Annotated in this window: 23 protein-coding genes; 15 read left to right on the top strand and 8 right to left on the bottom strand. The window is 65.5% G+C overall.

Going from position 1 to position 24,517, the window contains the following annotated elements; all coding sequences use genetic code 11:
• The first annotated feature begins 8 nt into the window (after window positions 1-8).
• Window positions 9-2,618 (top strand): methionine synthase, encoded by a 2,610-nt coding sequence (gene metH, locus DFR51_RS05825; RefSeq protein ID WP_121048040.1) that lies wholly within the window; start codon window positions 9-11, stop codon window positions 2,616-2,618.
• An 80-nt stretch (window positions 2,619-2,698) separates the two neighbouring features.
• On the opposite strand, the gene DFR51_RS19130 is transcribed toward metH, so the two are convergent.
• The 5 genes from DFR51_RS19130 to DFR51_RS05850 form a co-directional block, all read right to left on the bottom strand.
• Window positions 2,699-2,935 (bottom strand): hypothetical protein, encoded by a 237-nt coding sequence (locus tag DFR51_RS19130; RefSeq protein ID WP_197723608.1) that lies wholly within the window; start codon window positions 2,933-2,935, stop codon window positions 2,699-2,701.
• Between the two features lie 153 nt (window positions 2,936-3,088).
• The gene (locus tag DFR51_RS05835) at window positions 3,089-3,841 is read right to left on the bottom strand and encodes an arginyltransferase (RefSeq protein ID WP_121048041.1); all 753 of its coding nucleotides are present in this window, start codon (window positions 3,839-3,841) and stop codon (window positions 3,089-3,091) included.
• A gap of 9 nt (window positions 3,842-3,850) precedes the next feature.
• On the bottom strand, window positions 3,851-4,687 hold the full coding sequence (locus tag DFR51_RS05840; protein ID WP_121048042.1) for a flagellar motor protein MotB: 837 nt from the start codon (window positions 4,685-4,687) through the stop codon (window positions 3,851-3,853).
• Between the two features lie 12 nt (window positions 4,688-4,699).
• A complete protein-coding gene (locus DFR51_RS05845; protein WP_197723609.1) occupies window positions 4,700-5,545 on the bottom strand; it encodes an ATP-grasp domain-containing protein in 846 nt (281 codons plus the stop codon).
• Window positions 5,546-5,553: 8 nt separating this feature from the next.
• The gene (locus tag DFR51_RS05850) at window positions 5,554-6,792 is read right to left on the bottom strand and encodes a threonine ammonia-lyase (RefSeq protein ID WP_121048043.1); all 1,239 of its coding nucleotides are present in this window, start codon (window positions 6,790-6,792) and stop codon (window positions 5,554-5,556) included.
• 107 nt (window positions 6,793-6,899) lie between these two features.
• On the opposite strand from DFR51_RS05850, the gene DFR51_RS05855 reads away from it, so the two are divergent.
• Together DFR51_RS05855 and DFR51_RS05860 are read left to right on the top strand one after the other, a co-directional pair.
• Window positions 6,900-7,766, top strand: a complete 867-nt coding sequence (locus tag DFR51_RS05855) for an NAD(P)-dependent oxidoreductase (protein ID WP_121048044.1) — start codon at window positions 6,900-6,902, stop codon at window positions 7,764-7,766.
• Between the two features lie 5 nt (window positions 7,767-7,771).
• Window positions 7,772-9,406 (top strand): amidohydrolase, encoded by a 1,635-nt coding sequence (locus DFR51_RS05860; RefSeq protein ID WP_121048045.1) that lies wholly within the window; start codon window positions 7,772-7,774, stop codon window positions 9,404-9,406.
• Window positions 9,407-9,427: 21 nt separating this feature from the next.
• Here the strand turns inward: DFR51_RS05860 and DFR51_RS05865 are convergent, their stop codons facing one another.
• On the bottom strand, window positions 9,428-11,665 hold the full coding sequence (locus tag DFR51_RS05865; RefSeq protein WP_121048046.1) for a spermidine synthase: 2,238 nt from the start codon (window positions 11,663-11,665) through the stop codon (window positions 9,428-9,430).
• Window positions 11,662-12,678, bottom strand: a complete 1,017-nt coding sequence (hemB, locus tag DFR51_RS05870; protein ID WP_121048047.1) for a porphobilinogen synthase — start codon at window positions 12,676-12,678, stop codon at window positions 11,662-11,664. The genes DFR51_RS05865 and hemB overlap by 4 nt, the downstream gene beginning before the upstream one ends.
• A 72-nt stretch (window positions 12,679-12,750) precedes the next feature.
• On the opposite strand from hemB, the gene DFR51_RS05875 reads away from it, so the two are divergent.
• From DFR51_RS05875 to hemA, 7 genes are all read left to right on the top strand, one after another.
• Window positions 12,751-13,395, top strand: a complete 645-nt coding sequence (locus DFR51_RS05875; protein ID WP_121048048.1) for an MOSC domain-containing protein — start codon at window positions 12,751-12,753, stop codon at window positions 13,393-13,395.
• On the top strand, window positions 13,365-14,183 hold the full coding sequence (murI, locus tag DFR51_RS05880) for a glutamate racemase (RefSeq protein WP_121048049.1): 819 nt from the start codon (window positions 13,365-13,367) through the stop codon (window positions 14,181-14,183). The genes DFR51_RS05875 and murI overlap by 31 nt, the downstream gene beginning before the upstream one ends.
• A 22-nt stretch (window positions 14,184-14,205) precedes the next feature.
• Window positions 14,206-14,619: a PaaI family thioesterase gene (locus DFR51_RS05885; protein ID WP_121048050.1), complete on the top strand. Its 414-nt coding sequence runs from the start codon at window positions 14,206-14,208 to the stop codon at window positions 14,617-14,619.
• A 19-nt stretch (window positions 14,620-14,638) separates the two neighbouring features.
• Window positions 14,639-15,667 (top strand): enoyl-CoA hydratase/isomerase family protein, encoded by a 1,029-nt coding sequence (locus DFR51_RS05890; protein ID WP_121048051.1) that lies wholly within the window; start codon window positions 14,639-14,641, stop codon window positions 15,665-15,667.
• A complete protein-coding gene (locus tag DFR51_RS05895; protein WP_121048052.1) occupies window positions 15,664-16,791 on the top strand; it encodes a carboxylate--amine ligase in 1,128 nt (375 codons plus the stop codon). Before DFR51_RS05890 ends, DFR51_RS05895 begins: the two co-directional genes overlap by 4 nt.
• A 31-nt stretch (window positions 16,792-16,822) precedes the next feature.
• The gene (locus DFR51_RS05900) at window positions 16,823-17,965 is read left to right on the top strand and encodes a prenyltransferase/squalene oxidase repeat-containing protein (protein WP_121048053.1); all 1,143 of its coding nucleotides are present in this window, start codon (window positions 16,823-16,825) and stop codon (window positions 17,963-17,965) included.
• Between the two features lie 127 nt (window positions 17,966-18,092).
• On the top strand, window positions 18,093-19,307 hold the full coding sequence (gene hemA / locus DFR51_RS05905; RefSeq protein WP_121048054.1) for a 5-aminolevulinate synthase: 1,215 nt from the start codon (window positions 18,093-18,095) through the stop codon (window positions 19,305-19,307).
• Here hemA and DFR51_RS05910 read toward each other — a convergent pair.
• On the bottom strand, window positions 19,304-20,119 hold the full coding sequence (locus DFR51_RS05910) for a DUF5694 domain-containing protein (RefSeq protein ID WP_121048055.1): 816 nt from the start codon (window positions 20,117-20,119) through the stop codon (window positions 19,304-19,306). The two genes, hemA and DFR51_RS05910, sit on opposite strands and share 4 nt — an antisense overlap.
• A gap of 82 nt (window positions 20,120-20,201) precedes the next feature.
• On the opposite strand from DFR51_RS05910, the gene DFR51_RS05915 reads away from it, so the two are divergent.
• The 5 genes from DFR51_RS05915 (at window position 20,202) to DFR51_RS05935 (ending at window position 24,276) form a co-directional block, all read left to right on the top strand.
• On the top strand, window positions 20,202-21,188 hold the full coding sequence (locus DFR51_RS05915) for a patatin-like phospholipase family protein (protein ID WP_121048056.1): 987 nt from the start codon (window positions 20,202-20,204) through the stop codon (window positions 21,186-21,188).
• A gap of 98 nt (window positions 21,189-21,286) precedes the next feature.
• A complete protein-coding gene (rpiB, locus tag DFR51_RS05920; protein WP_121048057.1) occupies window positions 21,287-21,718 on the top strand; it encodes a ribose 5-phosphate isomerase B in 432 nt (143 codons plus the stop codon).
• A 20-nt stretch (window positions 21,719-21,738) separates the two neighbouring features.
• Window positions 21,739-23,046 (top strand): serine hydroxymethyltransferase, encoded by a 1,308-nt coding sequence (gene glyA / locus DFR51_RS05925; protein WP_121048058.1) that lies wholly within the window; start codon window positions 21,739-21,741, stop codon window positions 23,044-23,046.
• Window positions 23,047-23,077: 31 nt separating this feature from the next.
• Window positions 23,078-23,548, top strand: a complete 471-nt coding sequence (gene nrdR, locus DFR51_RS05930; RefSeq protein ID WP_121048059.1) for a transcriptional regulator NrdR — start codon at window positions 23,078-23,080, stop codon at window positions 23,546-23,548.
• Complete coding sequence (locus tag DFR51_RS05935) at window positions 23,545-24,276, top strand: RNA methyltransferase (protein ID WP_243445395.1); 732 nt, start codon at window positions 23,545-23,547, stop codon at window positions 24,274-24,276. Before nrdR ends, DFR51_RS05935 begins: the two co-directional genes overlap by 4 nt.
• Window positions 24,277-24,517: the final 241 nt, after the last annotated feature.

A 24,517-nucleotide genomic window follows, 5' to 3' on the forward strand; every position in this document is an offset into this window, starting at 1 on the left:
TGAACATCATGACAGAAAACACAGCGCGCTTCGTCAATATCGGTGAGCGCACCAATGTTACCGGATCGGCGAAGTTCAAGAAGCTCATCATGGCGGGCGACTACACCGCCGCTATCGCGGTCGCGCGCGATCAGGTGGAAAACGGCGCGCAGATCATCGACGTCAACATGGACGAAGGCCTGCTCGACGCCGAGCACGCAATGGAAACGTATCTGAAGCTGATCGCGGCGGAGCCCGACATCAGCCGCGTGCCCGTGATGATCGACAGCTCGAAATGGAGCGTGATCGAGGCGGGCCTGAAGTGCGTGACCGGCAAGCCGATCGTGAATTCGATAAGCATGAAGGAGGGCGAAGACGCCTTCCTTGAAGCCGCGCGGAAGGTGCGCGCCTATGGTGCTGCGGCCGTCGTGATGGCGTTCGACGAGAAGGGGCAGGCGGATACCGCCGCGCGCAAGATCGAGATTTGCGAGCGCGCCTACAAGCTGCTCACCGCGAACGAATTCCCGCCCGAGGACATCATCTTCGATCCCAATATCTTCGCGGTGGCGACGGGTATCGAGGAGCACAACAACTACGGTGTCGATTTCATCGAGGCGACGCGCGAAATCCGGAAGCGCTGCCCGTACGTGCATATTTCCGGGGGGCTCTCAAACCTGTCGTTCAGTTTCCGCGGCAACGAGCCCGTGCGCCGCGCGATGCACAGCGTGTTCCTGTATCACGCGATTCCGGCGGGCATGGACATGGCGATCGTGAACGCCGGTCAGCTCGACGTTTATGATACGATCGATCCCGAACTCCGCGATGCGTGCGAGGATGTGGTGCTCAATCGCCGCCCGGACGCGACCGAGCGTTTGCTGGACATCGCCGAGCGTTTTCGCGGGGATGGCCAGGTTGCCGAAAAGGCGACCGAGGAATGGCGGAAGCTGCCGGTGCAAAAGCGCCTGGAACATGCGCTTGTGAAGGGCCTCGACGCGCATGTGATCGATGATACCGAGGAAGCGCGGCAGCAGTTCGCGCGGCCCATCGAAGTGATCGAAGGCCCGCTGATGGCGGGCATGTCCGTGGTGGGTGACCTGTTCGGGTCGGGCAAGATGTTCCTGCCCCAGGTGGTGAAGTCGGCGCGGGTGATGAAGAAGGCGGTCGCGCACCTCATCCCGTTCATCGAGGCGCAGAAGGAAGAAGGCTCGCGCGCCAAGGGCCGTATCGTGATGGCGACGGTGAAGGGTGATGTTCACGATATCGGCAAGAACATCGTGGGCGTCGTGCTTCAGTGCAACAATTTCGAGGTGATCGATCTCGGCGTGATGGTGCCGTTCCAGACGATCCTGAAAACCGCGCGCGAACAGAATGCCGACATGATAGGGCTTTCAGGCCTGATCACGCCGTCGCTCGACGAGATGGTGACGGTCGCGGCGGAGATGGAGCGCGAGGGCTTCACGATGCCGCTGCTGATCGGCGGCGCGACGACGAGCCGCGTGCACACCGCGCTCAAGATCGAACCTGTCTACTCGGGGCCGACGCTCCACGTTCTCGATGCCAGCCGCGCGGTCGGCGTTGCGAGCGCGCTGACATCCGACAACATGAAGGGCAAGCTGGTCGAGGACACGCGCGCCGAGTACGCGATGATCCGCGAGGAGCGCGCTAGCCGGGGCGAGGGCAAGCTGGTGAGTATCGCCGATGCGCGCGCAAACGGGTTCCCGGCCGATTTCGCGGCGCACCCGCCGGTGAAGCCGGCGACATCGGGCGTTCGCGTGATCGACGATGTCACCGTGGATACGCTGATCCCGTACATCGACTGGACGCCGTTCTTCCGCGCGTGGGAACTCGCGGGCAATTACCCGGCAATCCTTGATGACGAGGTTGTCGGTGAAAGCGCGCGATCGCTTTTCGCCGATGCTGAGAAGATGCTCGCACAGATCGCCGGCGAACGCTGGCTCTCCGCGCGCGGCGTTGTCGGCTTCTGGCCTGTGCGGCGCGAAGGCGACGACATCGTCGTGTTCTCGGACGAGAGCCGCACAAGCGAGATCGGCCGCTTCGCCATGCTTCGCCAGCAGGTCGAGAAACGCGCCGGGCGCCCGAATATGTGCCTTGCCGATTTCGTTTCGCCTGAAGCCGACTGGATTGGCGGCTTCGCGGTAACGGGCGGGGAAGGGATCGACCTTCATTCCGAGCGTTTCCGACGCGCGCACGACGATTATTCGGACATCATGCTGAAAGCGCTCGCCGACCGGCTGGCCGAAGCCTTTGCGGAGTATCTGCACGAGCGGGTGCGCCGTGAACTTTGGGGCTATGCGCCGGATGAGCGTCTGACGAACGCCGAACTGATCAAGGAGCGCTATCAGGGCATCCGCCCTGCGCCCGGCTATCCGGCCTGCCCGGATCACACACTGAAGCCCGAGCTGTTTCGCCTGCTCGGCGCCACGGCGGCAACCGGGATCGTGCTGACGGAAGGGCTTGCGATGCTCCCCACGGCAAGTGTTTCAGGCTTCTATTTCGCGCATCCGGAGTCGTCGTACTTCGGTGTTGCGCGCATCGGCCGCGACCAGCTTGAGGACTATGCCGCGCGCTGCCGTATATCGGTTGAGGAAGCGGAACGCTGGCTGCGGCCCAATCTGTGAACGGAAAACGCCGGCGGACCGTTTGATCCGCCGGCGCATCCGGGATTGAGGACGGGAATCCGCCGAACGCGGTTCGGACTCTATTGAGCGTCCGGCTTGCCGTCGCCGTCAGCGTCGACCGCATCGGGCTTGCCGTCGCCGTTCGTGTCCCATGCATCAGCCTTGCCGTCGCCGTTGGTGTCCCAGGCATCAGGCTTGCCGTCGCCATTGGTGTCGATCGTGGGCGGCGCGTCCGCGCTTTGGGCGAACGCCGCCGCAGGCATACCGGCAATCATCACGGCGCCGAGCGCCACCCCAAGGAGCTTTTCGATTTTCATTCCAAATCACCTTTTGTCTGTCCGGTTCGCCCCCCGGCAGAGCAAAGGTCGGCGGGGTTCCCCGTTCAGACAACCGCCGCGGCGATGAACCGCCCCTTCGCGCGGACGGTTATGCGGTTCCATTCAGCCTGCCGCATTTTCGGCACATTTCGTTCAGGCGAAGCTTGCGGACGCCTCCACGGACTTCCAGCCGCGCGTCGTGAGTCGCTCGATCGGCCGGAAGCGGGTCTTGTAGTTCATCCGCTCGCAGCCCTCGATCCAGTAGCCGAGATAGACGAAATCGAGCCCGGCAGCGGCGGCTTGCCGAATGTGATCCATGATGATGAAGGTGCCGAGCCCCGAGCGCGTGGGGTGCGCAGGATCGAAGAAGCTGTAGACCATCGACAGCCCGTCCGCCTGCCGATCCGTTAGGCAGCAGCCGATCAGGCGCCCCTGGCGGCCATCCGCCATCGGCTCGCGATACTCGATGACGAGCGTGTTGACCGGCGTCTGTTCGACCATCTCGGCATAGTCGTAGGCGTCCATGCGCGTCATGCCGCCCTCGGGATGACGCTGGCCGAGGTAGGCGCGGAGCAGATCGAACTGCTCGGGCGTCGTCCACGGTTCGCAGATGCTGACCTCGATATCGTCGTTGCGGCGCATGATGCGGCGCTGCGTCTGGCTCGGTGCGAACCGCGGCGCGAGGACGCGCACGGAAACGCAGGCGTTGCAGCCCTCGCAGCTCGGGCGGTAGACGACGTTCTGGCTGCGCCGGAAGCCGATGCGCGAGAGCGCTTCGTTCAGCTCCACGGCATCCTCGCCGCGCAGTTCGGTGAAGACCTTGCGCTCCAGCTTGCCCGGCAAATAGGGGCAGGGGCTTGGCGCCGTCACGAAAAATCGCGGGAATCGGAACGTCTGGTCTGTCACGGCTGCGAATTATGGTGCGATGTTGCCGGTTTGGGAAGGCGTCGCCTGCACGGCTCGTCGCCCAGCGCGCGGGGCGAGGGCGGGCGGCTCGTCGAGCAGGATGATCGTGATGCGCCGGTTCTCGGGCCGGGCTGGAGCATCCGGCAGCAGTGGCTGGCTTCCGGCGCGGCCCGTCACGGCGGCAAAGCGGTCCGCCGGCACGCCGCTCGACGCGAGGATATCGCGCACGGCGAGCGCGCGGCGAGCGGAAAGCTGCCAGTCGTCTCCCTCCCCGGCGCTGTCGGTGTGGCCTTCGACGGCGATGCGGTTCGGCAGGCTGCCGATACGCGCGGCGATGGCGCGATACGCGGCGGGGGCCAGTGGTACGGCGCTGCGCTCCGCGAACATCGGGCGCAGGGCGGTGTCGGTGAGCTGGATGTGTATGCCCTCCGCTGCGGGTTCGAGGATGACGTTGTCGGCAAGCGGGGCGAGATCGGGATCGGCGGCGAAGGCCGTGCGGATATCGCGGAGCAGGGCGTCTGATCTCGCGCGGGTCTTGTCGCTCGGTGCGAGCGAAATCGGCTCGGGTCCACCGCTTGCAAACGCAACATCGCCCTCGGCCGCCGCACCGGCTGCGGGCGCCGCGACCGAGGGCGTGAAATAGTCGGCGATGCCCTGCAGTGAGACCTTTTCCGAACTCGATATGAGCCAGAGCAGCATGAAGAATGCCATCATCGCGGTTGCGAAGTCGGCGTAGGCGACCTTCCACTGCACGTTCACGGGCCGGACGCCGCGCGGCGCCTGGCGTGCGCGCCGCCGAATAACGGGGCGCGTGTTCGCTGCGGTACGGAAAGGACGGCTGGCCATGGTGGGCCGAGTTTAGCGAGCGGAGGTTAAGCGGGCGCTAAGCGTGTCTGCGAAGAGTTTTCCGCCGTCGGGGGCGTGTGACAGGAACAGCGAGGGCTCGATCAGCTCAAGCTCCATCAGCCGCAATGCGCCATCGGCGCCGCGTACCATGTCGATGCGGGCGTAGAGCGCTTCGCCGGGCGCCGCGCGGAGCGCCTCTTCGGCGACCGCGCGGGCGTCTTCGGGGGCCTCGACGGTGATTTCGCGCCCACCGAACTGCTCCTGCACGCGAAAGTCGCCGGCGGACGGCACTTTCAGGATCGCATGGCTGAAAGCGCCGCCGAAATAGAACAGCGAGTATTCACCCTCCGTGGCGATCGCCGCCATCATCGGCTGGATCAGCATGGGGCTGCCCGCGACGTCCGCAGGTACGGGATCGCCGGGCGCCAAGCGGTAAGTGCCATCCGCGCCGCCTGACACCGGGGGCTTCACGATGACCGTGTCGCCGAAGCGGGCGCGGGCATCGCTGATATCCGATTCCGAAAGCGCCGGTGCGAAAGCCGTGGGAATCACCGGCACGCCCTTCGCTTCCAGATCGAAGAGATAGCGCTTGTCCGTGTTCCAGCGCATCAGCGGCACCGGGTTCGCGATCGGGATGCCTGCGGCCTCCCACGCGTCGAGCGCTGCGGACCATTCGCTGCCGCGCGACTGGTAGCCCCAGGCAAGGAGCGGCAGGACAAGCCCGTAGTCCGCAACGAGCGGCGCCGTCCACGGCTGGAAATGAACCGCGTCGCCAAGCCGTGCGCGGAGCTCTTCGGCAGCGCGTGACACGAACTCTTCGAACCGGCCGTCCGACGTGAGAACGCAGATCGATGCCATTGCGCGCCTCAGGCGATTTCGACCGAAGACACCTCGTAGCCGCTTTCCTTGAGCGTCTCGATCAGGCGATCGAGATGGTCGCGGTCGCGGGTCTCGCACTCGATGTCCGCATAGATGCCCTTCGCCGACAGGTTCGTGAACACGCGCTGGTGATACACTTCGACGATGTTGACCTGCATGTCGTCGAAGATGCGCGCGACGCCGAAAAGCTGGCCCGGCCGGTCGTTGAGCCGGATACGCAGCCGCGCAAGACGGCCGGCGCGGGCAAGATCACGGAGCAGGACGTTTGCAAGCAGGCGCGTGTCGATGTTGCCCCCGGTAAGAGGCAGGCCGACAACGCGGCCCTTGAAACGCTCCGGGTAGGCGAGGAGCGCGGCGAGACCCGCGGCGCCGGCGCCTTCGACGACCGTCTTTTCGATGTTGAGGAGCATCGCGGTCGCCTGTTCGAGCTTCGACTCGTCAACGAGCAGAATGTCCTTCACGAGCTGACGGACGATGCCCTGCGTGATCGTGCCGGGTTCCTTGACCGAGATGCCTTCGGCGATGCTGTCGCCGCCGCAGGGTAGGGTTTCGCCCTTCATCTTCGCGGCCATCGAGGGATAGAGCGCGGCTTGCACGCCCACGATCTCGACATCGGGCCGCATCGCGCGCGCCGCGATCGACATGCCGGAAATGAGCCCGCCGCCACCGATCGGCACGACCAGCGTGTCAATCTTCGGCGCGTCCTCGAGCATTTCGACCGCGACTGTGCCTTGCCCGGCGATCACCAGGGGATTGTCGAACGGATGCACGAAGGTGAGCCCGCGCTCGACCTCCAGCTCGCGTGCGCGGGCATAGGCTTCGTCGAAGTTGTCGCCGTGGAGCACGATCGTCGCGCCGTGGCTTTCGGTCTGCTGCACCTTCACCACGGGTGTGTAGCGCGGCATCACGATCGTGGTGGGTATGCCGAGGCGCGTGCCGTGATAGGCGATGCCCTGCGCATGGTTGCCGGCCGAAGCTGCGATCACGCCCTTCTTGCGCTGCGCTTCGGTAAGCGAAAGCAGCGTGTTGAGCGCGCCGCGCTCCTTGTAGGCGGCGGTGAACTGAAGGTTTTCGAACTTCAGCCACACCTCTGCGCCGACGATATCGGACAGCGTACGCGATTTCAGGCAGGGCGTGTGGATGATGTGCGGCATGATCGCCATGTGCGCTGCCTTGATATCGGCAAACGTCACCGGCAAAGCCGCCACACCCTGAGAATCGCCCATTTGGTCATCCTGACTTACGAAATTTGCATCGGCGCCATAGCCGATCTGGAAGCTGAGGCAAACAGCGGCTACCAAGCCGCGCGAACGGATTGAACAGGAGTCTGCCGATGGCGCGGGTCGCATTTCTCGGAATGGGTGTGATGGGCGGGCCGATGGCGCGGCATTTGAAGGCGGCGGGTCACGACGTCACCGTCTACAACCGCACACGTGCGAAGGCTGAAGCTTGGGTCGCCGCGAACGGCGGCGCGTTTGCGGAAACGCCTTCCGAGGCCGCGAAGGGCGCCGAGGTTGTGCTCACCTGCGTCGGCAACGACGACGATCTGCGCGCCGTGACGCTGGGGCCGGACGGTGCGTTCAGCACAATGGCGCCGGGCAGCCTTTACATCGACCACACCACCGTTTCCGCCGCCATCGCGCGCGAGCTTGCCGAAGCGGGCGCGGCACGCGGCATCGGCGTGCTCGATGCGCCGGTTTCGGGCGGTCAGGCTGGCGCCGAGAACGGCCGCTTGACGGTCATGGTGGGCGGCGATGCGGAGAGCTTCGCGCATGGTGAGCCGGTAATGCAGGCCTATGCGCAGCGCATCGGCCTGATGGGACCGGCCGGGGCGGGGCAGCTCACCAAGATGGTCAATCAGGTTTGTATCGCGGGCGTTTTGCAGGGTCTTGCCGAGGCGATGAACTTCGCGATGGAAGCGGGGCTCGATGCCAATGCCGTGGTGGACGTGATCTCGAAGGGCGCGGCGCAGAGCTGGCAGATGGAGAACCGCGCGCCCACCATGATCAAGGGCGAATACGACTTCGGTTTCGCGGTGGACTGGATGCGCAAGGACCTGTCGCTCGTGCTCGGCGAGGCGCGGAGCATTGGGCTTTCGATGCCGCTCACCGCGCTGGTTGACCAGTTCTATGCCGATGTCCAGAACATGGGCGGAGGGCGGCAGGATACGTCCTCGCTGCTCAGGCGGTTCAGGGGATAAAGACCATGCGGATCGCGCTCGCGTTTGCGGCTCTCCTTTCGGCAGGTGCCGCGGACGCGCGGACCGTCATCGTCAATGCGAACGGCTACACGCTCGACGATATCGGGCGCCTCGCGAAGTTCGACGGGCTCATCATCGGCGACGACGGGCGTGTCGAGCGCCTGTTGAAACCGGGTGAGACGGCGGACGGAGACGTGGTCGATGCGGGCGGCAGGACGCTGCTTCCCGGCCTGATCGATGCGCACGGCCATGTGATGGGCCTGGGCTTCATGGCGCTGCAGACCGATCTTTCGGACACGACGAGCATCGATCAGGCGCTTGCGAAGGTCGCATCCGACGCTGCGGCAATGCCGGAACGGGCGTGGATCGTGGGCCGCGGCTGGAACCAGGTGCGTTGGGGGCTCGATCGTTTTCCCACTGCGGAAGAGCTGGACATTGCCGTGGCAGACCGCCCGGTCTGGCTGGCGCGTGTCGACGGTCATGCGGGCTGGGCGAATTCGGCCGCGTTGAAGGCGAGCGGCATTACCGCGAAAACCCCCGATCCCGCAGGCGGACGCATCGAGCGCGATGCGAATGGCAAGCCGACCGGCGTGCTGATCGACACGGCCATGACCCTTGTCGAGAAGAAACTGCCGGTCCCGACAGAAGCGGAAAACGTCGCCGCGTTGGAAACGGCGCTGCAGATCATCGCATCGGTGGGCCTGACCGGCGTACATGACGCGGGGATCGATCGGGCGACATGGGGCCTTTACGAGCAATTCGCGAAAAACGGAAAGCTGACCGCGCGCATCTCCGCCATGGCGGACGGTGCCGACACGCTGCGTGCGATCGCACCCAAGGGCCCGACCGGCTGGCTTTATGGGGACCGCCTCGCGCTCAATACCGTGAAGCTGCTGGCGGACGGCGCGCTCGGTTCACGCGGCGCGGCGATGCTGGAACCGTACAGCGACGATCCCGAGAACACCGGCTTGATGATCATGGAGGGCGCGCAGCTCCGTAACCTGATTGCTTCGGCTTCCATGCGTGGCTTTCAGGTGAACATCCATGCCATCGGCGACAAGGCGAACCGCGAGGTGCTGAATGCCTTCGCGGACATTCAGAAAATGGGTCAACCGCTCGTGCGCCCAAGCATCGAGCACGCGCAGATCCTGGCACCGGACGACATCGTTCGGTTTGCGAAGCTCGGCGTGATCGCCTCGATTCAGCCGACGCACGCCACATCCGACAAGGCGATGGCGGAAGATCGCGTGGGCCCCGAGAGGATCAAGGGCGGTTACGCATGGAAATCGCTGGTGAACAGCGGCGCGCGCATCGCAGGCGGTTCAGACTTCCCGGTGGAGCCCGCCAATCCGTTTTACGGTCTGCACGCTGCCGTCACGCGGCAGGACAGGCATGGGCAGCCGCCGAAGGGCTGGTATGCGAACGAGGCAATGACCTTGCAGCAGGCCTTTGCCGCTTTCACAACCGGCGCGGCCTACGCGGGACAGCAGGAACGTAGCGTGGGGACGCTGACCCCCGGCAAGTGGGCCGACTTCATCCTGATCGACGGTGATCTCTTCAAGATGCCGCCCGGCGACATCTGGAAGGTGAAGGTGCTGGAAACATGGCTGGCGGGAAAGCGCGTCTACACGCGGGACTGATCCTGCCCGCTGCTACGTCACCTACTGCTGTTTAAGCACCGGGATGATGCTTGCGAAATCGTCGGTCCAAGGCTGAAGGTCCGGCCGTTCCCGAAGCATTTCCCATCCTGCCGGGCCTGCGCCGCCAGCGTACATTAGATCCTGCATCCGCGTTTCGGTTGGGGTGAGCGCCACCCAGATCGAGCGCGAATAATCGATGCCGGGAAGATCGGGGTCGTAGGGCGTGTGGTCGCGCACGCGCGCCGTCCAGCCCATGTCGTTCGCGATCGCGGCGATCACCGGCTGCAGGTCGATATGGCGGTTCGAAATGTGCACCATCAGCACGCCATCCGGCTTCAGCGCCCCCGCATAGACCTTGAATGCCTCCTCGGTCATCAGGTGCATGGGGATCGCGTCCGACGTGAAGGCATCGATGGCGAGGAGATCGTAGGTGTGCCTCGGCTCCTTCGCGAGCGACAGGCGGGCGTCCCCCATGACGATGCGGAGGTCAGGCGTGCAGCGGGAGATATAGGTAAACAGCCGCTCGTCTTTCGCGATCCGCACGACGACGGGATCGATTTCGAATGCGGTCCAGCCTTGTCCGGGATGCGCGAAGCATGACAGCGAGCCCGCACCGAGCCCGACATAGCCGACCTTCGCGAAGCGACCGGAAATCTTCGGCAGCGCCGCGAACGCCTCGGCGACGCCACTGCCCTTCGCGTAGTAGGACTGCGGCTCGCTTTGCAGATCCGGGATCAGGCTCTGCACGCCGTGCAATGTCGTCCCGTGCTCAAGCTGGCGGATGAGGCGGGCGCCGTCTGCCTTGATCGTGTAAATCCCGAAGAAGCTGCGCTCGCGCGCCAGTTCGATGCGGCTGATCGCGATCGCCTGCCAGCCGCCGAGGGCGAGCATCAGCGCGCCGAAGCAGGCCGCGAAGGTGAGCCGCCGCCCGATCGAAAGCACGGCGGCCAGCGCGATGATGCCGAGCGCGGGCGCGGCGGTCTCTGCGCGGTCGCCGAGGATCAGTTCGGTGTGCACCCACCAGGATGCGACAAGTGAGACGAGCGGCAACGCGATGTCGAGGATCAGCCCCCTGCGACCTTTCCAGAGCGCCCCGATGCGTTTCGTCAGCGGCTTTGCGGGGATCAGCGCGGCGGCGCAGACGAGCAGGATCGGGTGCTCATAGACCCAATCGAACACCAGTGGCGCGACGATCGCGGAGAAGAAGCCGCCGATGACACCGCCCAAAGAGATCCACAGGTAGTAGTCGGTGAGCTGCGACGGCGGCGGGCGCCGCTCCGCGAGATGGCCGTGCAGCGCCAGTGCGACAACGAACAGCAGCACGAGATTGGTGAGCGCCATCAGCAGCGCGAACACGCCCTGCGCGAGGAACGTGTAGCCGCCGAGCAGCAGCAGGAGGATCGGCGCCGCCATCTTCGCCTGCTTCACGAAGATCGCCCCGCCCATCGAGAAAGCGACGATGAAGGTGACGAGGTAGAGCGCGAGCGGCACCACCCAGAGCAGCGGCACGGCGACGATATCCGTCGTCAGGTGCGTCGTCGTGGAGAGCAGCAGGCCCGATGGCACGGCGGCAAGCACCGTCCAGACCGCGCGCTCGTGCCATGTCGCGGGTGGTGCAGCCTCTGCGGCGGGCACCGGGTCACGCGCCGGGCGGCGGGCGCAGAAGGCGACGAGTAACGCGAGCACCACGAAGCCGCCCGACCAGAGCCACGCCTGCTCCTTCAGGCGCAGATAGGGCTCGACCGCGAACGGGTAAGCGAGGAGCGCGAGCAGGCTTCCGGCATTGCTCGCCGCGTAGAGAAAATAGGGGTCCGCCGCCGCCGGATCGTCGACACGCGCGTACCACGACTGCATCAAGGGGGCCTGCGCCGCCACGACGAAGAACACCGGGCCGATCGAGGCGCCGAGCAGCGCCAGCAGCCACAGCATCGGCGGCAGCGTCTCGCGCCCGCCGAGCTCGGCGAGGCTGATCGGCAGCGTGAGCGCGGCGACGGCAAAGACCGCGAGGTGGACGATGGTCTGCCGCCGCTGCGCCATGCGGCTGATCGCATGGGCGTAGACGTATCCCGCGAGCAGCATCGCCTGGTAGAACAGCATGGCGACGTTCCACACCGCGGGCGCGCCGCCCAGTGTCGGCAGCGCCATGCGACCGAGCATCGGCTGGATGAGGAACAGGAGGAACGAGCCGAGGAAGATCGTCGCGATGAACAGCGGCCGCGCCGCCAATCCCCGCGACAGTGTGCCCTCGGCAGCTGTCATCCGAGCAGCCGCGCCGCGTCGCGCGCGTAATAGGTGAGGATGCCCGAGCAGCCCGCCCGGCGGAACGCCATCAGCGCCTCGATGATCATCCTGTCGCGCTCGATGAGGCCGGCCCGCGCGGCGGTCTCCAGCATCGCGTACTCGCCGGAGACCTGATAGGCGAACACGGGGATGTTGAATGCGTCCTTCACGCGGGCGATCACGTCGAGATAGGGCATCCCCGGCTTCACCATCACGCTGTCGGCCCCCTCGGCGATGTCGAGCGCGACTTCGCGCAGCGCCTCGTCGGCGTTCGCGGGGTTCATCTGATACGTCTTCTTGTCGCCTTTCAGGAAGCCGCCCGACCCGACCGCATCGCGGAACGGGCCGTAGAAGGCGGAGGCGTATTTCGCGGCGTAGCTCATGATCTGCACGTCGTGGAAGCTGCCTGCCTCCAGCACCTTGCGGATGGCGCCGATGCGACCGTCCATCATGTCCGACGGGGCGATGATGTCCGCTCCGGCGCGGGCCTGCACCAGCGCCTGGCCCTGCAGCATCTCGATCGTCTCGTCGTTGAGGATGCGGCCGTCGTCCGAGAGCAGGCCGTCATGACCGTGCGTCGTGTAGGGATCGAGCGCGACGTCCGTCAGCACGCCGATGCCGGGGGCGGCGTCCTTGATGGCCTTGATCGCGCGGCAGGTGAGATTGTCGGGATTGAGCGCCTCGCGGCCGTCGGCGGTACGACGATCGGCGGGCGTGTTGGGGAAGAGCGCGATGCAGGGGATGCCGAGACCTTCGGCTTCCTTCGCGGCCTCTGCGACGAGATCAACCGAGAGCCGCTCGACGCCCGGCATCGTCGGCACCGCCGTTCGCTCGCCTTTGCCTTCGGTGACGAAAAGCGGCCAGATGAAATCGGCCGGAGAGAGCGTCACTTCCGCGAACAGCGCGCGCGACCAGGCATGTGCGCGGGGGCGTCTCAGGCGGGTTGCAGGGTAGGCGGCGGCGGGTTTCGGGACGGGGGACATGGGCCGCATCTATGGTCGAAAATACACGCCTTGAGAAGCACAGGCTTTACCAGGGTGTGCCGCCGGCGCTAAGCGCGGATCATGACGGGATTCGCCATCGAAGCCGTGCTCACCGGGACGGCGCAGCCGCTTCGCGGCGAGGAGTTGAGCGCGATCGCAAAAGCGCCCCGGCTGGACACGGTGATCGTGAAGCCGCTTGGTCTCGAAGGCGACGAACAGGCGGATACCGTGCACCACGGCGGCGTCGATATGGCAATCCACCACTATCCGCGTGATCACTACGCCTGGTGGGCGGACAAGATGCCCGATCAGCCGCTGCTCGGCGCGGCGGGCGCTTTCGGAGAGAATATCTCGACGACCGGTCTCGACGAGCACACCGCCTGCATCGGCGATCGCTATCGGCTCGGGACAGCGCTCGTCGAGATTTCGCAAGGCCGCAAACCCTGCTGGAAGCCGGCACACCGGCTGGGGCGCCCGGCGCTCGTCGCCGAAATCGTGAAGAGCTGCCGCTCCGGTTGGTACTACCGCGTGATCGAACCCGGCGCTGTCGCAGTCGGAGATGCGCTGACGCTCGAACACCGCCCGCATCCCGAATGGACTGTGGCGCGCGTCTTCGGCCTGATCGTCGGCGGCGCGGGCAAGGCCGACCCCGGAGCGCTGAAGGCGCTTGGGCGGCTGGAGCTCCTGTCGGCCGAATGGCGCGAACGCGCGCGAATGATGTCGTGAGCTGTCCGCCGATACTCGTTTTCGATTCGGGCATGGGAGGCCTCTCCGTGCTGGCGCCGATCCGCGCCGCGTTGCCGCAGGCCCCGGTGGTCTATGTCGCGGACAACGCAGGGTTCCCTTACGGCAGCAAGAGCGAGGCCGAGATCGCCGCGCGCGTGCCCGCGCTGCTCGGTCGTCTCACCGAGCGGTATCGACCGCGCCTGATCGTCATCGCGTGCAACACCGCCTCCACGATCGCGCTTTCGCATGTGCGTGCAGCGCTCGACGTTCCGGTGGTGGGTACGGTGCCCGCGATCAAGCCTGCTGCCGAGGCAACGAAGACGAAGGTGATCGGCGTGCTTGGCACGCCCGCAACAGTGCGGCAGGCGTATGTCGACAATCTTGCCGCCGAGTTCGCGTCCGACTGCGTGGTGCTGCGCCACGGAACGCCCGAACTTGCCGCGATGGCGGAGGCGAAACTGCGCGGCGAAGCCGTTCCGGCGGAGGGCTATGCGGCGGTGATGGCGGGGCTGGCCGGGCAGCCGCGCGGTGAGGACATGGACATCGTCGTTCTCGCGTGCACGCACTTTCCGCTGGTGGAGGAGGAACTCGCCGCTGCCGCCCGGCGCCCTATGCGGTTCGTCCATGGCGGACATGGGATCGCCCGCCGCGTGACGCACCTGCTTCGCGATGCCGACTGGACCGGCTGTGCGCCGACGGGCCTTGCCGTTTTCACGGCGAGAGACGAAAAGTCTGCTGCGCTCGTGCCCGCGCTCACAGCGCGCGGGCTTGATGTAGATTATCTCTAACAAAGGGATCGCGGCAAAACCTATGACGACGCATGAGGAATTGCTCGCGCGCCTCAACGCCGATCTGCCGCCAAGCGGCATTTTGCTCGGCGCCGAGATTCTGGAGCTGGACCCATCCGGGCGGGTCCGCATGTCGTTTGTCGCAACGCCCGCGTTCTGCAACCCCAACGGCACGGTTCAAGGCGGCATCGTCGCCGCGATGCTGGACGACGCGGCGGAGATGGCCTGCGTCGCCGACGCGGGCAAACGCATCTTCGTGGCGACGATCGAGATGAAGGTGAGCTTCCTGCTGCCCGCCAAGGCAGGAAAACTCTATGCGGAAGGCCGCGTCATCAAGCGGGGGCGCATGATCGCCTTCCTGGAGGCGGACCTTTTCGATGGCGAAGGCGCACTCCTTGCGCGTATGACCTCCACCGCTGCGCCGCGCGCATTCTGAATAACTTGAGGGAAACTGGATGACCGACGACATCGTGTTCGAAAAGCGCGGCCGCGCCGGACTGATGACATTGAACCGGCCGCAGGCACTGAACGCGCTCAATCGCGAGATGTGCCTCGCGCTGCACCGTCAGCTTAATGCATGGTCCGTGGACGACACGGTTTCGGTGGTGATCATCCGCGGCGCGGGTGAGAAGGCGTTCTGCGCAGGCGGCGATGTGGTGGGCCTCTACCATTCCGGTAAAGAAGGCACTTCGGAATGGGAGGGCTTCTTCGCGGACGAATACCGCATGAACCTCGCCATCGGCACGTTTCCGAAGCCGTATGTGGCGCTTGTCGACGGTTTCAGCATGGGTGGCGGTGTCGGCGTCTCGGTCCACGCACCGTACCGCGTCGTCACCGAAAAGACGCTGTTCGCCATGCCTGAAACCGGCATCGGCCTTATCCCTGACGTGGGCGGCACGCACGCGCTCGCCCAGATGCCGGGCGAAGTCGGCACCTATCTCGGTCTCACCGGCGCGCGCCTCAAGGCTGCGGACTGCATGTATGCCGGATACGGCACGCACCACTGTACGAGCGCACAGATCGTTGCGCTGACCGACGCGCTTGCCGAGGGCGGCGATGTCGCCCAGACGCTGAACGCGTTCCATTCGGATGCCGGGCCCGCACCGCTTGAGGCGGTTCGCGACGAGATCGACCGGCACTTCGCGTTCGATACGGTGGAAGCGATCATGGAATCGCTCTCGCTCGGCAGCGATTGGGCCGTGGCGCAGCGCGACGTGCTGATGAAAATGTCGCCGACCAGCATGAAGATCAGCCTGCGTGCGCTACGCGAGGCGCGCGGGGATGACCTCGCGGGATGCCTGCGCCGGGAATACCGGCTGGTTTCCGCGATCAAGTCTGGCCATGATTTCTTTGAAGGCATCCGCGCCCAGCTGATCGACAAGGACAAGTCGCCGCGTTGGCGCCCCGCCGCGCTTCGCGATGTGACGGAGGAAATGGTGGACGGCTATTTTGCGCCGCCGGCATGGGGAGACCTCAGCTTTTGAACGAAAGTGCGCTTGTCGTCGGCCTTGGCCTGAATGGCCTTGGCGTCGTGCGGTCGCTTGCGGCGGCGGGCATCCGCGTGCACGCCTTCGACGATACGATGGGGCCCTACACCGCAACGCGCCACGGCACGAAGGCGAAGGCGCCGCTTGCTGGCGAAGGACTCATCGAAGCGCTCGCGGCGTACCGCGCGCGGCTCGATCACGATCCCGTGCTGTTCCTGACACGCGAGGACGGTGTGGCCACGGTGGCCGCGAACCGGGACCGGATTCCCGGTTACCGGATCGCGATGCCGGACCACGACGTTGTGGAAGCGATGGTCAACAAGGATCGGTTCATGCCGATCGCAGCGCGCGCCGGACTTGCCGTGCCGCGTACGGTGACGCTGCGCAGCGCCGATGACCTCGCGCTCCTTGAACAGCTGACGCCGCCCCTGATCGTGAAGCCGAGCGAGCATGTCGCCGCCTATCAGGCCCGGTTCAAGAAGGCCTACGTGTTCGAAAGCGCCGCCGACGCCGCGCCGATGATTCCAGACATGCTCGCCGCCGCGGGTGAACTCGTGGCGCAGGAATATGTGCCGGGGGATGACGGCAGCGTGTTCTTCTGCCTCGCCTATTTCGGCGCCGAGAGCGACATGCTTGCGGCTTACACGGGTTACAAGACGGCAAGCTGGCCCCCGCGCGTCGGCGGCACTGCGGGCTGCGCGCCCGCGCCCGAAGCGCACGCACGGCTGGCCGCGGACACGCAGGCCTTTTTTGCGGCGGCGCGTTTTCAGGGCATGGGCAGCCTGGAATTCAAGCGCCATGCGCAAACGGGTGCGTTCTACATGATCGAGCCGACCGCGTGCCGGACCGACTATCAGTCTGAACTCGCGACGCTGAACGGCGTAAATCTGCCCGCAATGCAGTTCGCCGACCAGATGCGCCTGCCGCTCCCGTCAGCGGAGCCGAAACACCGGTTCGGCTGGCGCGATCCCGGCGCGGTCGCGTCGGGTGCGGTGGTTCCCAAATCCGGGTCCGGCTGGCGGGCGGTCGACGCGCTCTGGCGCGGTGACGATCCCGGCCCGTGGCTCGCTTCGGGCCGCAACCGTATTGCACGCAAGCTCGGCCTTGGCGGCCGGCGATAAAACCTTAACCGACTCCCGCTAGGCAGGGCTCATGCTCAATACCTTGAAATCGCTCTATAACGACTTCCAGCTCGCCCCCGCCGAGCGCGCTGCAAAGAAACGTGATGCGGCCGGACTGCCGTTCGCCGATCCCGGCATCGACGCGGCGGTCGCGGCCTGCACCGCATGGCTCGGGCGCGCGCAGGATTGCTCGGCGACCGCCGACGGCGGCGTTGCTCGCGATTATCACGTCGCGAAGGGGTGGGCGACGAGCTACCCGGAAACGACCGGCTACATCATCCCGACGCTGCTGACGCTGGGCGAGGAGACCCGGGCGCGGCGGATGCTCGACTGGCTCTGCGCGATCCAGCTTGACGACGGCGGCTTTCAGGGCGGCAAGATCGATGCCCTTCCGGTGAAGTCCGTGACCTTCAACACAGGCCAGATTCTGATCGGCCTCGCCATCGGCGCCCGCACGCTCGGCGACGCGAAGTGTCTGGAGGCCATGCACGGCGCCGCACGTTTCCTCAGGGACTCGCTCGACCCGGACGGCTGTTGGCGCTCGCACCCGTCGCCGTTCACGCACGCGGGCGAGAAAGCTTACGAAACGCACGTGTCGTGGGGCCTTTTCGAAGCCGAGCGTACCGCGCCGGGTGAAGGCTACGGCGCGGCCGGGCTCCGGCAGGTCGATTGGGCGCTCGGCAAGATGCAGGCGAACGGCTGGGTCAATGATTGCTGCCTGCAGCACAAGGACCGCCCGCTCACGCACACGCTCGGCTACTACCTGCGCGGCGTGGTCGAGGCGCACCGGCTTTCGGGCGAGCAGCGCTATCTGGAGGCGGCGCTCAAGATGGCGCGCGGGCTTGTCGGCGCCCTGCGCAGCGACGGCGCGCTTCCGGGCCGTCTCAGGTCGGATTGGTCGGCGGCGGTGGATTGGTCGTGCCTCACCGGCAACGTCCAGATCGCCGAAAGCCTGTTCTATCTCGCTCCCCTCGGGGGCGGCGATGCGTTCGTGAAGGCGGGCAAGGGGCTGAACGCCTTCGTGCGCCGCACGATCGCGGTGGAGGGCAACCCTGATCTCGTTGGGGGCGTGCGTGGTTCCTTCCCGATCGACGGTGAATATGGCCAGTGGGCCTATCTGAATTGGGCTGCGAAATTCGCCATCGACAGCTTTCTTGTCGAGAAATTGATCTAAGTCATTCCAGCCCCTTGTAAAAGTTGCGAATAGATCGCAACAGAAGGCTGCGACATAAAGTGGGGTGACGGGAGCGCCACCTCCGATGTAAAGCGGTCAAAACGGCGGGCAGGACGGGTTAGAGAGCGTGGACTACAACCGTATTTTTCAGGATGCGATCGATCGGCTTCATGCCGAGGGCCGCTACCGCGTGTTCATCGACATCCTGCGCAACCGGGGCAACTACCCGAATGCGCGCTGCTTCGCGGGCCACAACGGCGCACGCCCGATCACCGTATGGTGCTCGAACGACTATCTCGGCATGGGGCAGCATCCGGATGTGATCGCGGCAATGGAAGAGACGCTGCGCGATGTCGGTGCGGGCTCGGGCGGTACGCGCAACATCGGCGGCAACACGCACTATCACCTGGAGCTTGAGAACGAACTTGCGGAGCTTCATGGCAAGGAAGCCGCGCTGCTCTTCACCTCCGGCTACATCTCGAACGAGGCGACGCTTTCCACGCTCGGCAAGCTGCTGCCGGGCTGCATCGTATTTTCAGACGAGCTGAACCACGCCTCGATGATCGCGGGCATCCGCGGCGCGGGCTGCGAGAAGCGCGTGTTCCGTCACAACGACCTCGAACACCTCGAAGAGCTGCTTGCCGAGGCGCCAAGGGATGCGGCGAAGCTGATCGCGTTCGAAAGCGTCTACTCGATGGACGGCGACATCGCGCCGATCGCCGAAATCTGCGACCTCGCTGACAAGTATAACGCGCTGACGTATCTGGACGAGGTCCACGCGGTCGGCATGTACGGCGACCATGGCGGCGGCATTTCGGAGCGGGACGGTGTCGCGCACCGCCTGACGATCATCGAAGGCACGCTCGCCAAGGCGTTCGGCATCATGGGCGGCTATATCGCCGCATCGAAGACGCTGACGGACGTGATCCGCAGCTACGCGCCGGGCTTCATCTTCACGACCAGCCTTGCGCCGGTCCTCGTCGCCGGCGCGCTCGCCAGCGTGCGCCACCTGAAGTCGTCAAGCGTCGAGCGGGAGGGCCAGCAGGCCGCCGCCGAGATGCTGAAGACGAAGATGCGGGGCGCAGGTCTGCCGGTGATGCCGTCCACCACGCACATCGTGCCGCTGCTCGTCGGCGATCCCGCGAAGTGCAAGAAGATCAGCGACATCCTGCTCATCGAGTACGGCGTCTACGTGCAGCCGATCAACTACCCCACCGTGCCGCGCGGCACGGAGCGGCTGCGCTTCACCCCCGGCCCCAACCACAGCGAGGCGATGATGGACGATCTCGTCCGCGCGCTTGTGGAAATCTGGGACCGGTTGGAGATGCGGATCGCCGCTTAACGCGCTTCCTTCAAATACGGGCGCGGGTCTACGGCAACGAACCCCGGCGTCGTTTCGGCGAAATGCTCCAGCCAGTATTTGTGGCCTGATCCCACGATCACCAGCACGCGCTCGCCCGGCTTCGCGATGAGGCCGATCTTGGCGAACATCTTCGCGTTCCGCATGTACCACATCGCGTTCAGCACGGCGCCCGGTTGCTCCTCGCCGTCGCCGAAGCGGAGCATGCTGTAATAGCCCTTCGCGTGCTCGGCCGCGTTCCGCTCCGGGTCGTTGATGGTGATCAGCAGTTCGGGAACAGATTGGGTTTCCTGCGCTTTCGTCTGCGCGTCAGCCTGCTGTCGGAAATAGTCGAACACCGCATCGAGCTCGGCCTTCTGCCCGTGCGCCGCGGCGAAGGCCTCGACAGGGCCGAATGGGAAGTAGTCGGGCTCGCCGGGGCCGGGTTGCTCGTCGAAGCCGTAGACCTCGGCGTGGCCGAGTTTTCGCGCCAGACGGAAGCCGATCTGGATGACCTCGTTGGCTTTGGTTTTGAGATCTTGGGGCGTGAACGCGCGATATTCGGGCACAGTGAAGGGCTGGGGGTATTGCCATTCCACCAGCACTTTGTCCGGCTTCCATGCGGCAAGCGCCGTGGTCAGCCGTTCCAGTTCGGCCTGGCGAGCAGGGGCGGTCACGTCGTCCGCCTTTACGTTCGCCTTATCCAGTCCGGCGTTCGAGAAGTGGTAGGTGCCGAGCACCATGATGCGGGTGTCCTTGGCGGCAGCGGGCGAGGCGGCGGTGAGTGCGACCGCGACGAGTGGTACGATGCGCATGAATCCTCCCTGTCTAAGTGTATTATTTATGCAATACACTTGACGCATAGGCAAGGCTTCGTTCGCGCGCTAAGCTGCCGTCATGGCGACGAAAACCATCAACCTCGCGCTTCAGGGCGGCGGCAGCCACGGCGCGTTCACGTGGGGCGTGCTCGACAGGCTGCTCGAAGACAAGCGCATCGAACTCTCCGCGATTTCCGGCACCAGCGCGGGCGCGATGAACGCGGCTGCGCTCGCTCAGGGCTGGGTGGACGGCGGGCGCGAGGGCGCACGCGAAAGCCTTGACCGGTTCTGGAAGCGCGTGTCCGACGCCGCGATGTTTGTGCCTGTGCGCGATACGCCGTGGGATACGTGGTGGAACGCCTGGACGAGCAACGTCATGCGCGCGATGAGCCCGTATCAGTTCAACCCGGCAGGGCTGAACCCGCTGCGCGATATCGTCGCCGAGTCCTTCGATTTCGAAAAGCTCGCCGCCTGCAAGGCGCTGACGCTGTTCATCGCGGCGACCAATGTGTTCACCGGCAAGGTGCGCGTCTTTACCGGCCATGAGGTGACGGCAGACGTGCTCGCCGCGTCCGCCTGCCTGCCGCAACTGTTTCAGGCTGTGGAGATCGACGGCGAGCCGTATTGGGATGGCGGCTACATGGGCAATCCGGCGCTGTTCCCGCTGTTCTACCATGAGGGGCCGGGAGACATTCTGCTCGTGCAGGTCAGCCCAATCGAGCGCCGGCAGACACCGACCAGTGTGGAGGACATCGACAACCGCATTGACGAGATCGCCTTCAACGGCTCGTTGCTGCGCGAGCTACGCGCCATCGAGTTCGTCGACCGGCTGATCGGGGAGGGGCAGATCGTCGCGGGCAAGCGCTATCACAAGATCCTGATGCACCGTGTGGACGGCGGCGCGGAGCTTACCGCTTACCCGCCCGCAACCAAAATGAACGCGGACTGGCCGTTTCTCACGGCGCTCCGCGACCTTGGCCGCATAAAAGCGGAGCACTGGCTGAAGGCCAACTACGCAGCCATCGGAAAGCGGCCCACGCTCGATCTGCGGGGCATCTTCGAATAGCAGCAATGTTACAATTCTTGGTAGCTTCGGACGGGGTGCTCCCCTAGATACTGCGCTCACGCGAATCGCACCCACAACTTGCATGAGGCCCCCGCTCCATGTCCGTCATCGCCATTGGTAGCGACCACGCCGGATACGCCCTGAAATCTGCGGTTGCCGACTGGCTGACGGCGGCCGGTCACGACGTGCTCGATCTCGGCGCACATGGCACGGATTCGGTGGACTACCCCGATTTCGGCCGTGCGGTCGGCGAGGCGGTGGCGTCCGGCAAGGCCGAGAAGGGCGTTGTTGTCTGCGGGTCCGGCATCGGCATTTCCATCGCGGCGAACCGCGTGAAGGGCGCGCGCGCCGCGCTTTGCATGAACGGCCTGATGGCGCGGCTGTCGCGCCAGCACAACGATGCGAACGTCCTCGCGCTCGGCGAACGCCTGATCGGCATCGAGACGGCGCGGGACTGCCTCCACGAATTCCTGAACACGCCCTTCGAGGGCGGACGTCACCAGAAGCGCGTCGACAAATTGTCGGCGTAGCCCACGAAGGAGATACGAGCATGAGCACCGCCGCCGCTACGCCGCTTGCCCAGGACGGGTTCTTCACCGATGGCGTCGCCACTGCCGATAAGGCGGTTTTCGACGCAATCACGCGGGAGCTGACCCGCGAGCGCGACCAGATCGAGCTGATCGCTTCCGAAAACATCGTCAGCCGTGCCGTGCTCGAAGCGCAGGGCAGCGTATTCACGAACAAGTATGCCGAAGGCTATCCGGGCAAGCGCTACTATCAGGGCTGCGCGCCTTCCGATGAGGTGGAGCAGCTCGCCATCGACCGTGCCCGCAAGCTCTTTGACTGCGCTTATGCCAACGTGCAGCCGCACTCCGGCGCGCAGGCGAACGGTGCGGTGATGATGGCGCTGGTGCAGCCGGGCGAGACGATCCTCGGCATGAGCCTCGCCGCCGGTGGCCACCTGACGCACGGCGCCCCGCCCGCGCAGTCCGGCAAGTGGTTCAATGCCGTGCAGTACGGCGTGCGCGAGAGCGACCACCTCGTCGATTTCGACGAGGTCGAACGACTGGCGCTGGAGCACAAGCCGAAGCTGATCATCGCGGGTGGCTCCGCCTATCCCCGCACGCTCGATTTTCCGCGCTTCCGCGCGATCGCCGACAAGGTGGGCGCATATTTCCTCGTCGACATGGCGCACTTCGCGGGGCTGGTTGCGGCGGGGCTTCACCCGAGCCCGCTGCCGCATGCGCATGTTGTGACGACGACGACTCACAAGACGCTGCGCGGCCCGCGCGGCGGCATGGTACTCTCGAATGACGAGGCGATCGGCAAGAAGATCAACTCGGCGGTGTTCCCGGGCCTTCAGGGCGGGCCGCTGATGCACGTGATCGCCGCGAAGGCTGTCGCGTTCGGCGAGGCGCTTGACCCGAGCTTCAAGGTCTACGCGCAGGCCGTGATCGCCAACGCGAAGACACTGGCGGGCCGTCTAAAGGAACGCGGTTGCGACGTTGTCGCGGGCGGCACCGACACCCACCTCGCGCTGATCGATCTTCGTCCCAAGGGCCTGACCGGCAAGGATGCCGACGAAGCGCTGGAGCGCAGCCACATCACCTGCAACAAGAACGGCGTGCCGTTCGATCCGTTGCCGCCGACGAAGACGAGCGGCATTCGCGTCGGCTCGCCTGCGGGTACGACGCGCGGCTTCGGACAGGCCGAGTTCACGGCAATCGCAGACATGATCGCCGACGTGCTCGACGGCCTTGCCGCGAACGGCCATGATGGAAACGGTGCGGTGGAAGCGGATGTGCGGGCGCGTGTGAAGGCGCTTTGCGACCGTTTCCCGATCTATCCGGGGTTCTGAAGCCAGAGCCCGAGCGGGAGGGGGACGAGCAATGCGCTGCCCGTTTTGCGGAAGCGAGGATAGCCAGGTCAAGGATTCGCGGCCCACGGAAGACGGCAGCGCGATCCGCCGCCGCCGGCAATGTCCGGCGTGCGGCGCGCGCTTCACGACGTTCGAGCGCGTGCAGCTTCGCGAACTCGTGATCCTGAAGAAGTCCGGCGACAAGGAAGTGTTCGAGCGCGATAAGCTTGCCCGATCTATCGAGATCGCGTGCCGGAAACGCCCGATCGCGCCTGAGCGCATCGAGCGGCTCGTTTCGGGCATCGTCCGCCAGATGGAGGCGATCGGCGAGGCCGAGATCGAAGCCGAGGTGATCGGGCAGGCGGTAATGGAGGGTCTGAAGAGCCTCGACGCCGTCGCCTACGTGCGCTTCGCGAGCGTCTACCGCGATTTCCGCGAGGCGAAGGACTTCGAGGACTTCATCGGCACCATCGAGACCGTCGCGAGGGCGGGCGCCAAGTGACGGATGCGGTGGCCGCCGCGCCGCCGCCCGCCATCGTGCTGGTGCGGCCGCAGCTTGGCGAGAATATCGGCAAGGCGGCGCGCGCGATGCTCAACTTCGGGCTCGCCGAGATGCGGCTCGTCTCGCCGCGTGACGGATGGCCGAACCCCGATGCGGGGCCGGCGGCGAGCGGCGCCGACATCGTGCTCGAAAACGCGAAGGTGTTTGAAACCGTTGCCGAAGCGGTGGCGGACTGCGCGTTCGTCTATGCGACGACGGTGCGCAAGCGGGGTCTGACCAAGGAAGTCGTCGGCCCCGAAAAGGCGGCGCAGGACACGCGCAGCCGCGCCGGGCGCACCGCGATCCTGTTCGGCCCCGAGCGCTCGGGCCTTGAAACTGACGATGTGGCGATCGCGCAGACGATCCTCACCGTGCCGGTGAATCCGGAGTTCGGGTCGCTCAATCTCGCGCAGGCCGTGATCCTGTTCGCCTACGAATGGTCGAAGGCCGGGGTGGGGGAGGCGGCGGCCTTCGACAACTACGAAGGCCCGGCCCCGCAGGCCGACGTTGAAGGGCTCATCGGGCAGATCAGTACCGCCCTCGATGCCGCAGGTTATTTCCGCGTCGAAACCCGCGCCCCCGCTTCGCGCCGGACGCTGCGGAACATGCTGACGCGCCCCGGCTTTTCGGCAAAGGAAGTCCGCACGCTGAGGGGCATCATCACGGCGCTGACGAAAGAGCGGAATTGAAGTTAACCGCAGTTAGGTTACAGTTGCGGAACTGAAATTTGTACGGAGTTTGATTGTGAGCGTCAGGGTTGTGGCAGTATTAGCGGCATTTTTGTCTGTCGGAGGCTTTGCACCGGCATCTTCCGAACCGAACAAAACCGTTCAAGATGAAGATCCTGTGGTCTGCAAACGCCCCGAGCCTGAGGTCGGCAGCCGTCTGAGGCCGGCGAAGGTCTGCAAGCCGAAGAGTGTTTGGGAGGCA

Origin of the sequence: Sphingosinicella microcystinivorans (genome assembly GCF_003634215.1) — a bacterium.
Lineage (GTDB): Bacteria > Pseudomonadota > Alphaproteobacteria > Sphingomonadales > Sphingomonadaceae > Sphingosinicella > Sphingosinicella microcystinivorans.

Excerpts from the sequence above, each read along its gene's own strand:
- DFR51_RS05845 (WP_197723609.1), bottom strand. The coding sequence starts at position 5,545 with ATGGCATCGATCTGCGTTCTCACGTCGGACGGCCGGTTCGAAGAGTTC.
- DFR51_RS05840 (WP_121048042.1), bottom strand. The coding sequence starts at position 4,687 with ATGGCCAGCCGTCCTTTCCGTACCGCAGCGAACACGCGCCCCGTTATT.
- DFR51_RS05900 (WP_121048053.1), top strand. The coding sequence starts at position 16,823 with ATGCTCAATACCTTGAAATCGCTCTATAACGACTTCCAGCTCGCCCCC.
- DFR51_RS05890 (WP_121048051.1), top strand. The coding sequence starts at position 14,639 with ATGACCGACGACATCGTGTTCGAAAAGCGCGGCCGCGCCGGACTGATG.
- DFR51_RS19130 (WP_197723608.1), bottom strand. The coding sequence starts at position 2,935 with ATGAAAATCGAAAAGCTCCTTGGGGTGGCGCTCGGCGCCGTGATGATT.
- nrdR (WP_121048059.1), top strand. The coding sequence starts at position 23,078 with ATGCGCTGCCCGTTTTGCGGAAGCGAGGATAGCCAGGTCAAGGATTCG.
- DFR51_RS05860 (WP_121048045.1), top strand. The coding sequence starts at position 7,772 with ATGCGGATCGCGCTCGCGTTTGCGGCTCTCCTTTCGGCAGGTGCCGCG.
- metH (WP_121048040.1), top strand. The coding sequence starts at position 9 with ATGACAGAAAACACAGCGCGCTTCGTCAATATCGGTGAGCGCACCAAT.
- hemB (WP_121048047.1), bottom strand. The coding sequence starts at position 12,678 with ATGCGGCCCATGTCCCCCGTCCCGAAACCCGCCGCCGCCTACCCTGCA.
- DFR51_RS05850 (WP_121048043.1), bottom strand. The coding sequence starts at position 6,792 with ATGGGCGATTCTCAGGGTGTGGCGGCTTTGCCGGTGACGTTTGCCGAT.
- murI (WP_121048049.1), top strand. The coding sequence starts at position 13,365 with ATGGCGCGAACGCGCGCGAATGATGTCGTGAGCTGTCCGCCGATACTC.
- DFR51_RS05910 (WP_121048055.1), bottom strand. The coding sequence starts at position 20,119 with ATGCGCATCGTACCACTCGTCGCGGTCGCACTCACCGCCGCCTCGCCC.
- rpiB (WP_121048057.1), top strand. The coding sequence starts at position 21,287 with ATGTCCGTCATCGCCATTGGTAGCGACCACGCCGGATACGCCCTGAAA.
- DFR51_RS05885 (WP_121048050.1), top strand. The coding sequence starts at position 14,206 with ATGACGACGCATGAGGAATTGCTCGCGCGCCTCAACGCCGATCTGCCG.
- DFR51_RS05855 (WP_121048044.1), top strand. The coding sequence starts at position 6,900 with ATGGCGCGGGTCGCATTTCTCGGAATGGGTGTGATGGGCGGGCCGATG.
- DFR51_RS05865 (WP_121048046.1), bottom strand. The coding sequence starts at position 11,665 with ATGACAGCTGCCGAGGGCACACTGTCGCGGGGATTGGCGGCGCGGCCG.
- DFR51_RS05875 (WP_121048048.1), top strand. The coding sequence starts at position 12,751 with ATGACGGGATTCGCCATCGAAGCCGTGCTCACCGGGACGGCGCAGCCG.
- DFR51_RS05915 (WP_121048056.1), top strand. The coding sequence starts at position 20,202 with ATGGCGACGAAAACCATCAACCTCGCGCTTCAGGGCGGCGGCAGCCAC.
- glyA (WP_121048058.1), top strand. The coding sequence starts at position 21,739 with ATGAGCACCGCCGCCGCTACGCCGCTTGCCCAGGACGGGTTCTTCACC.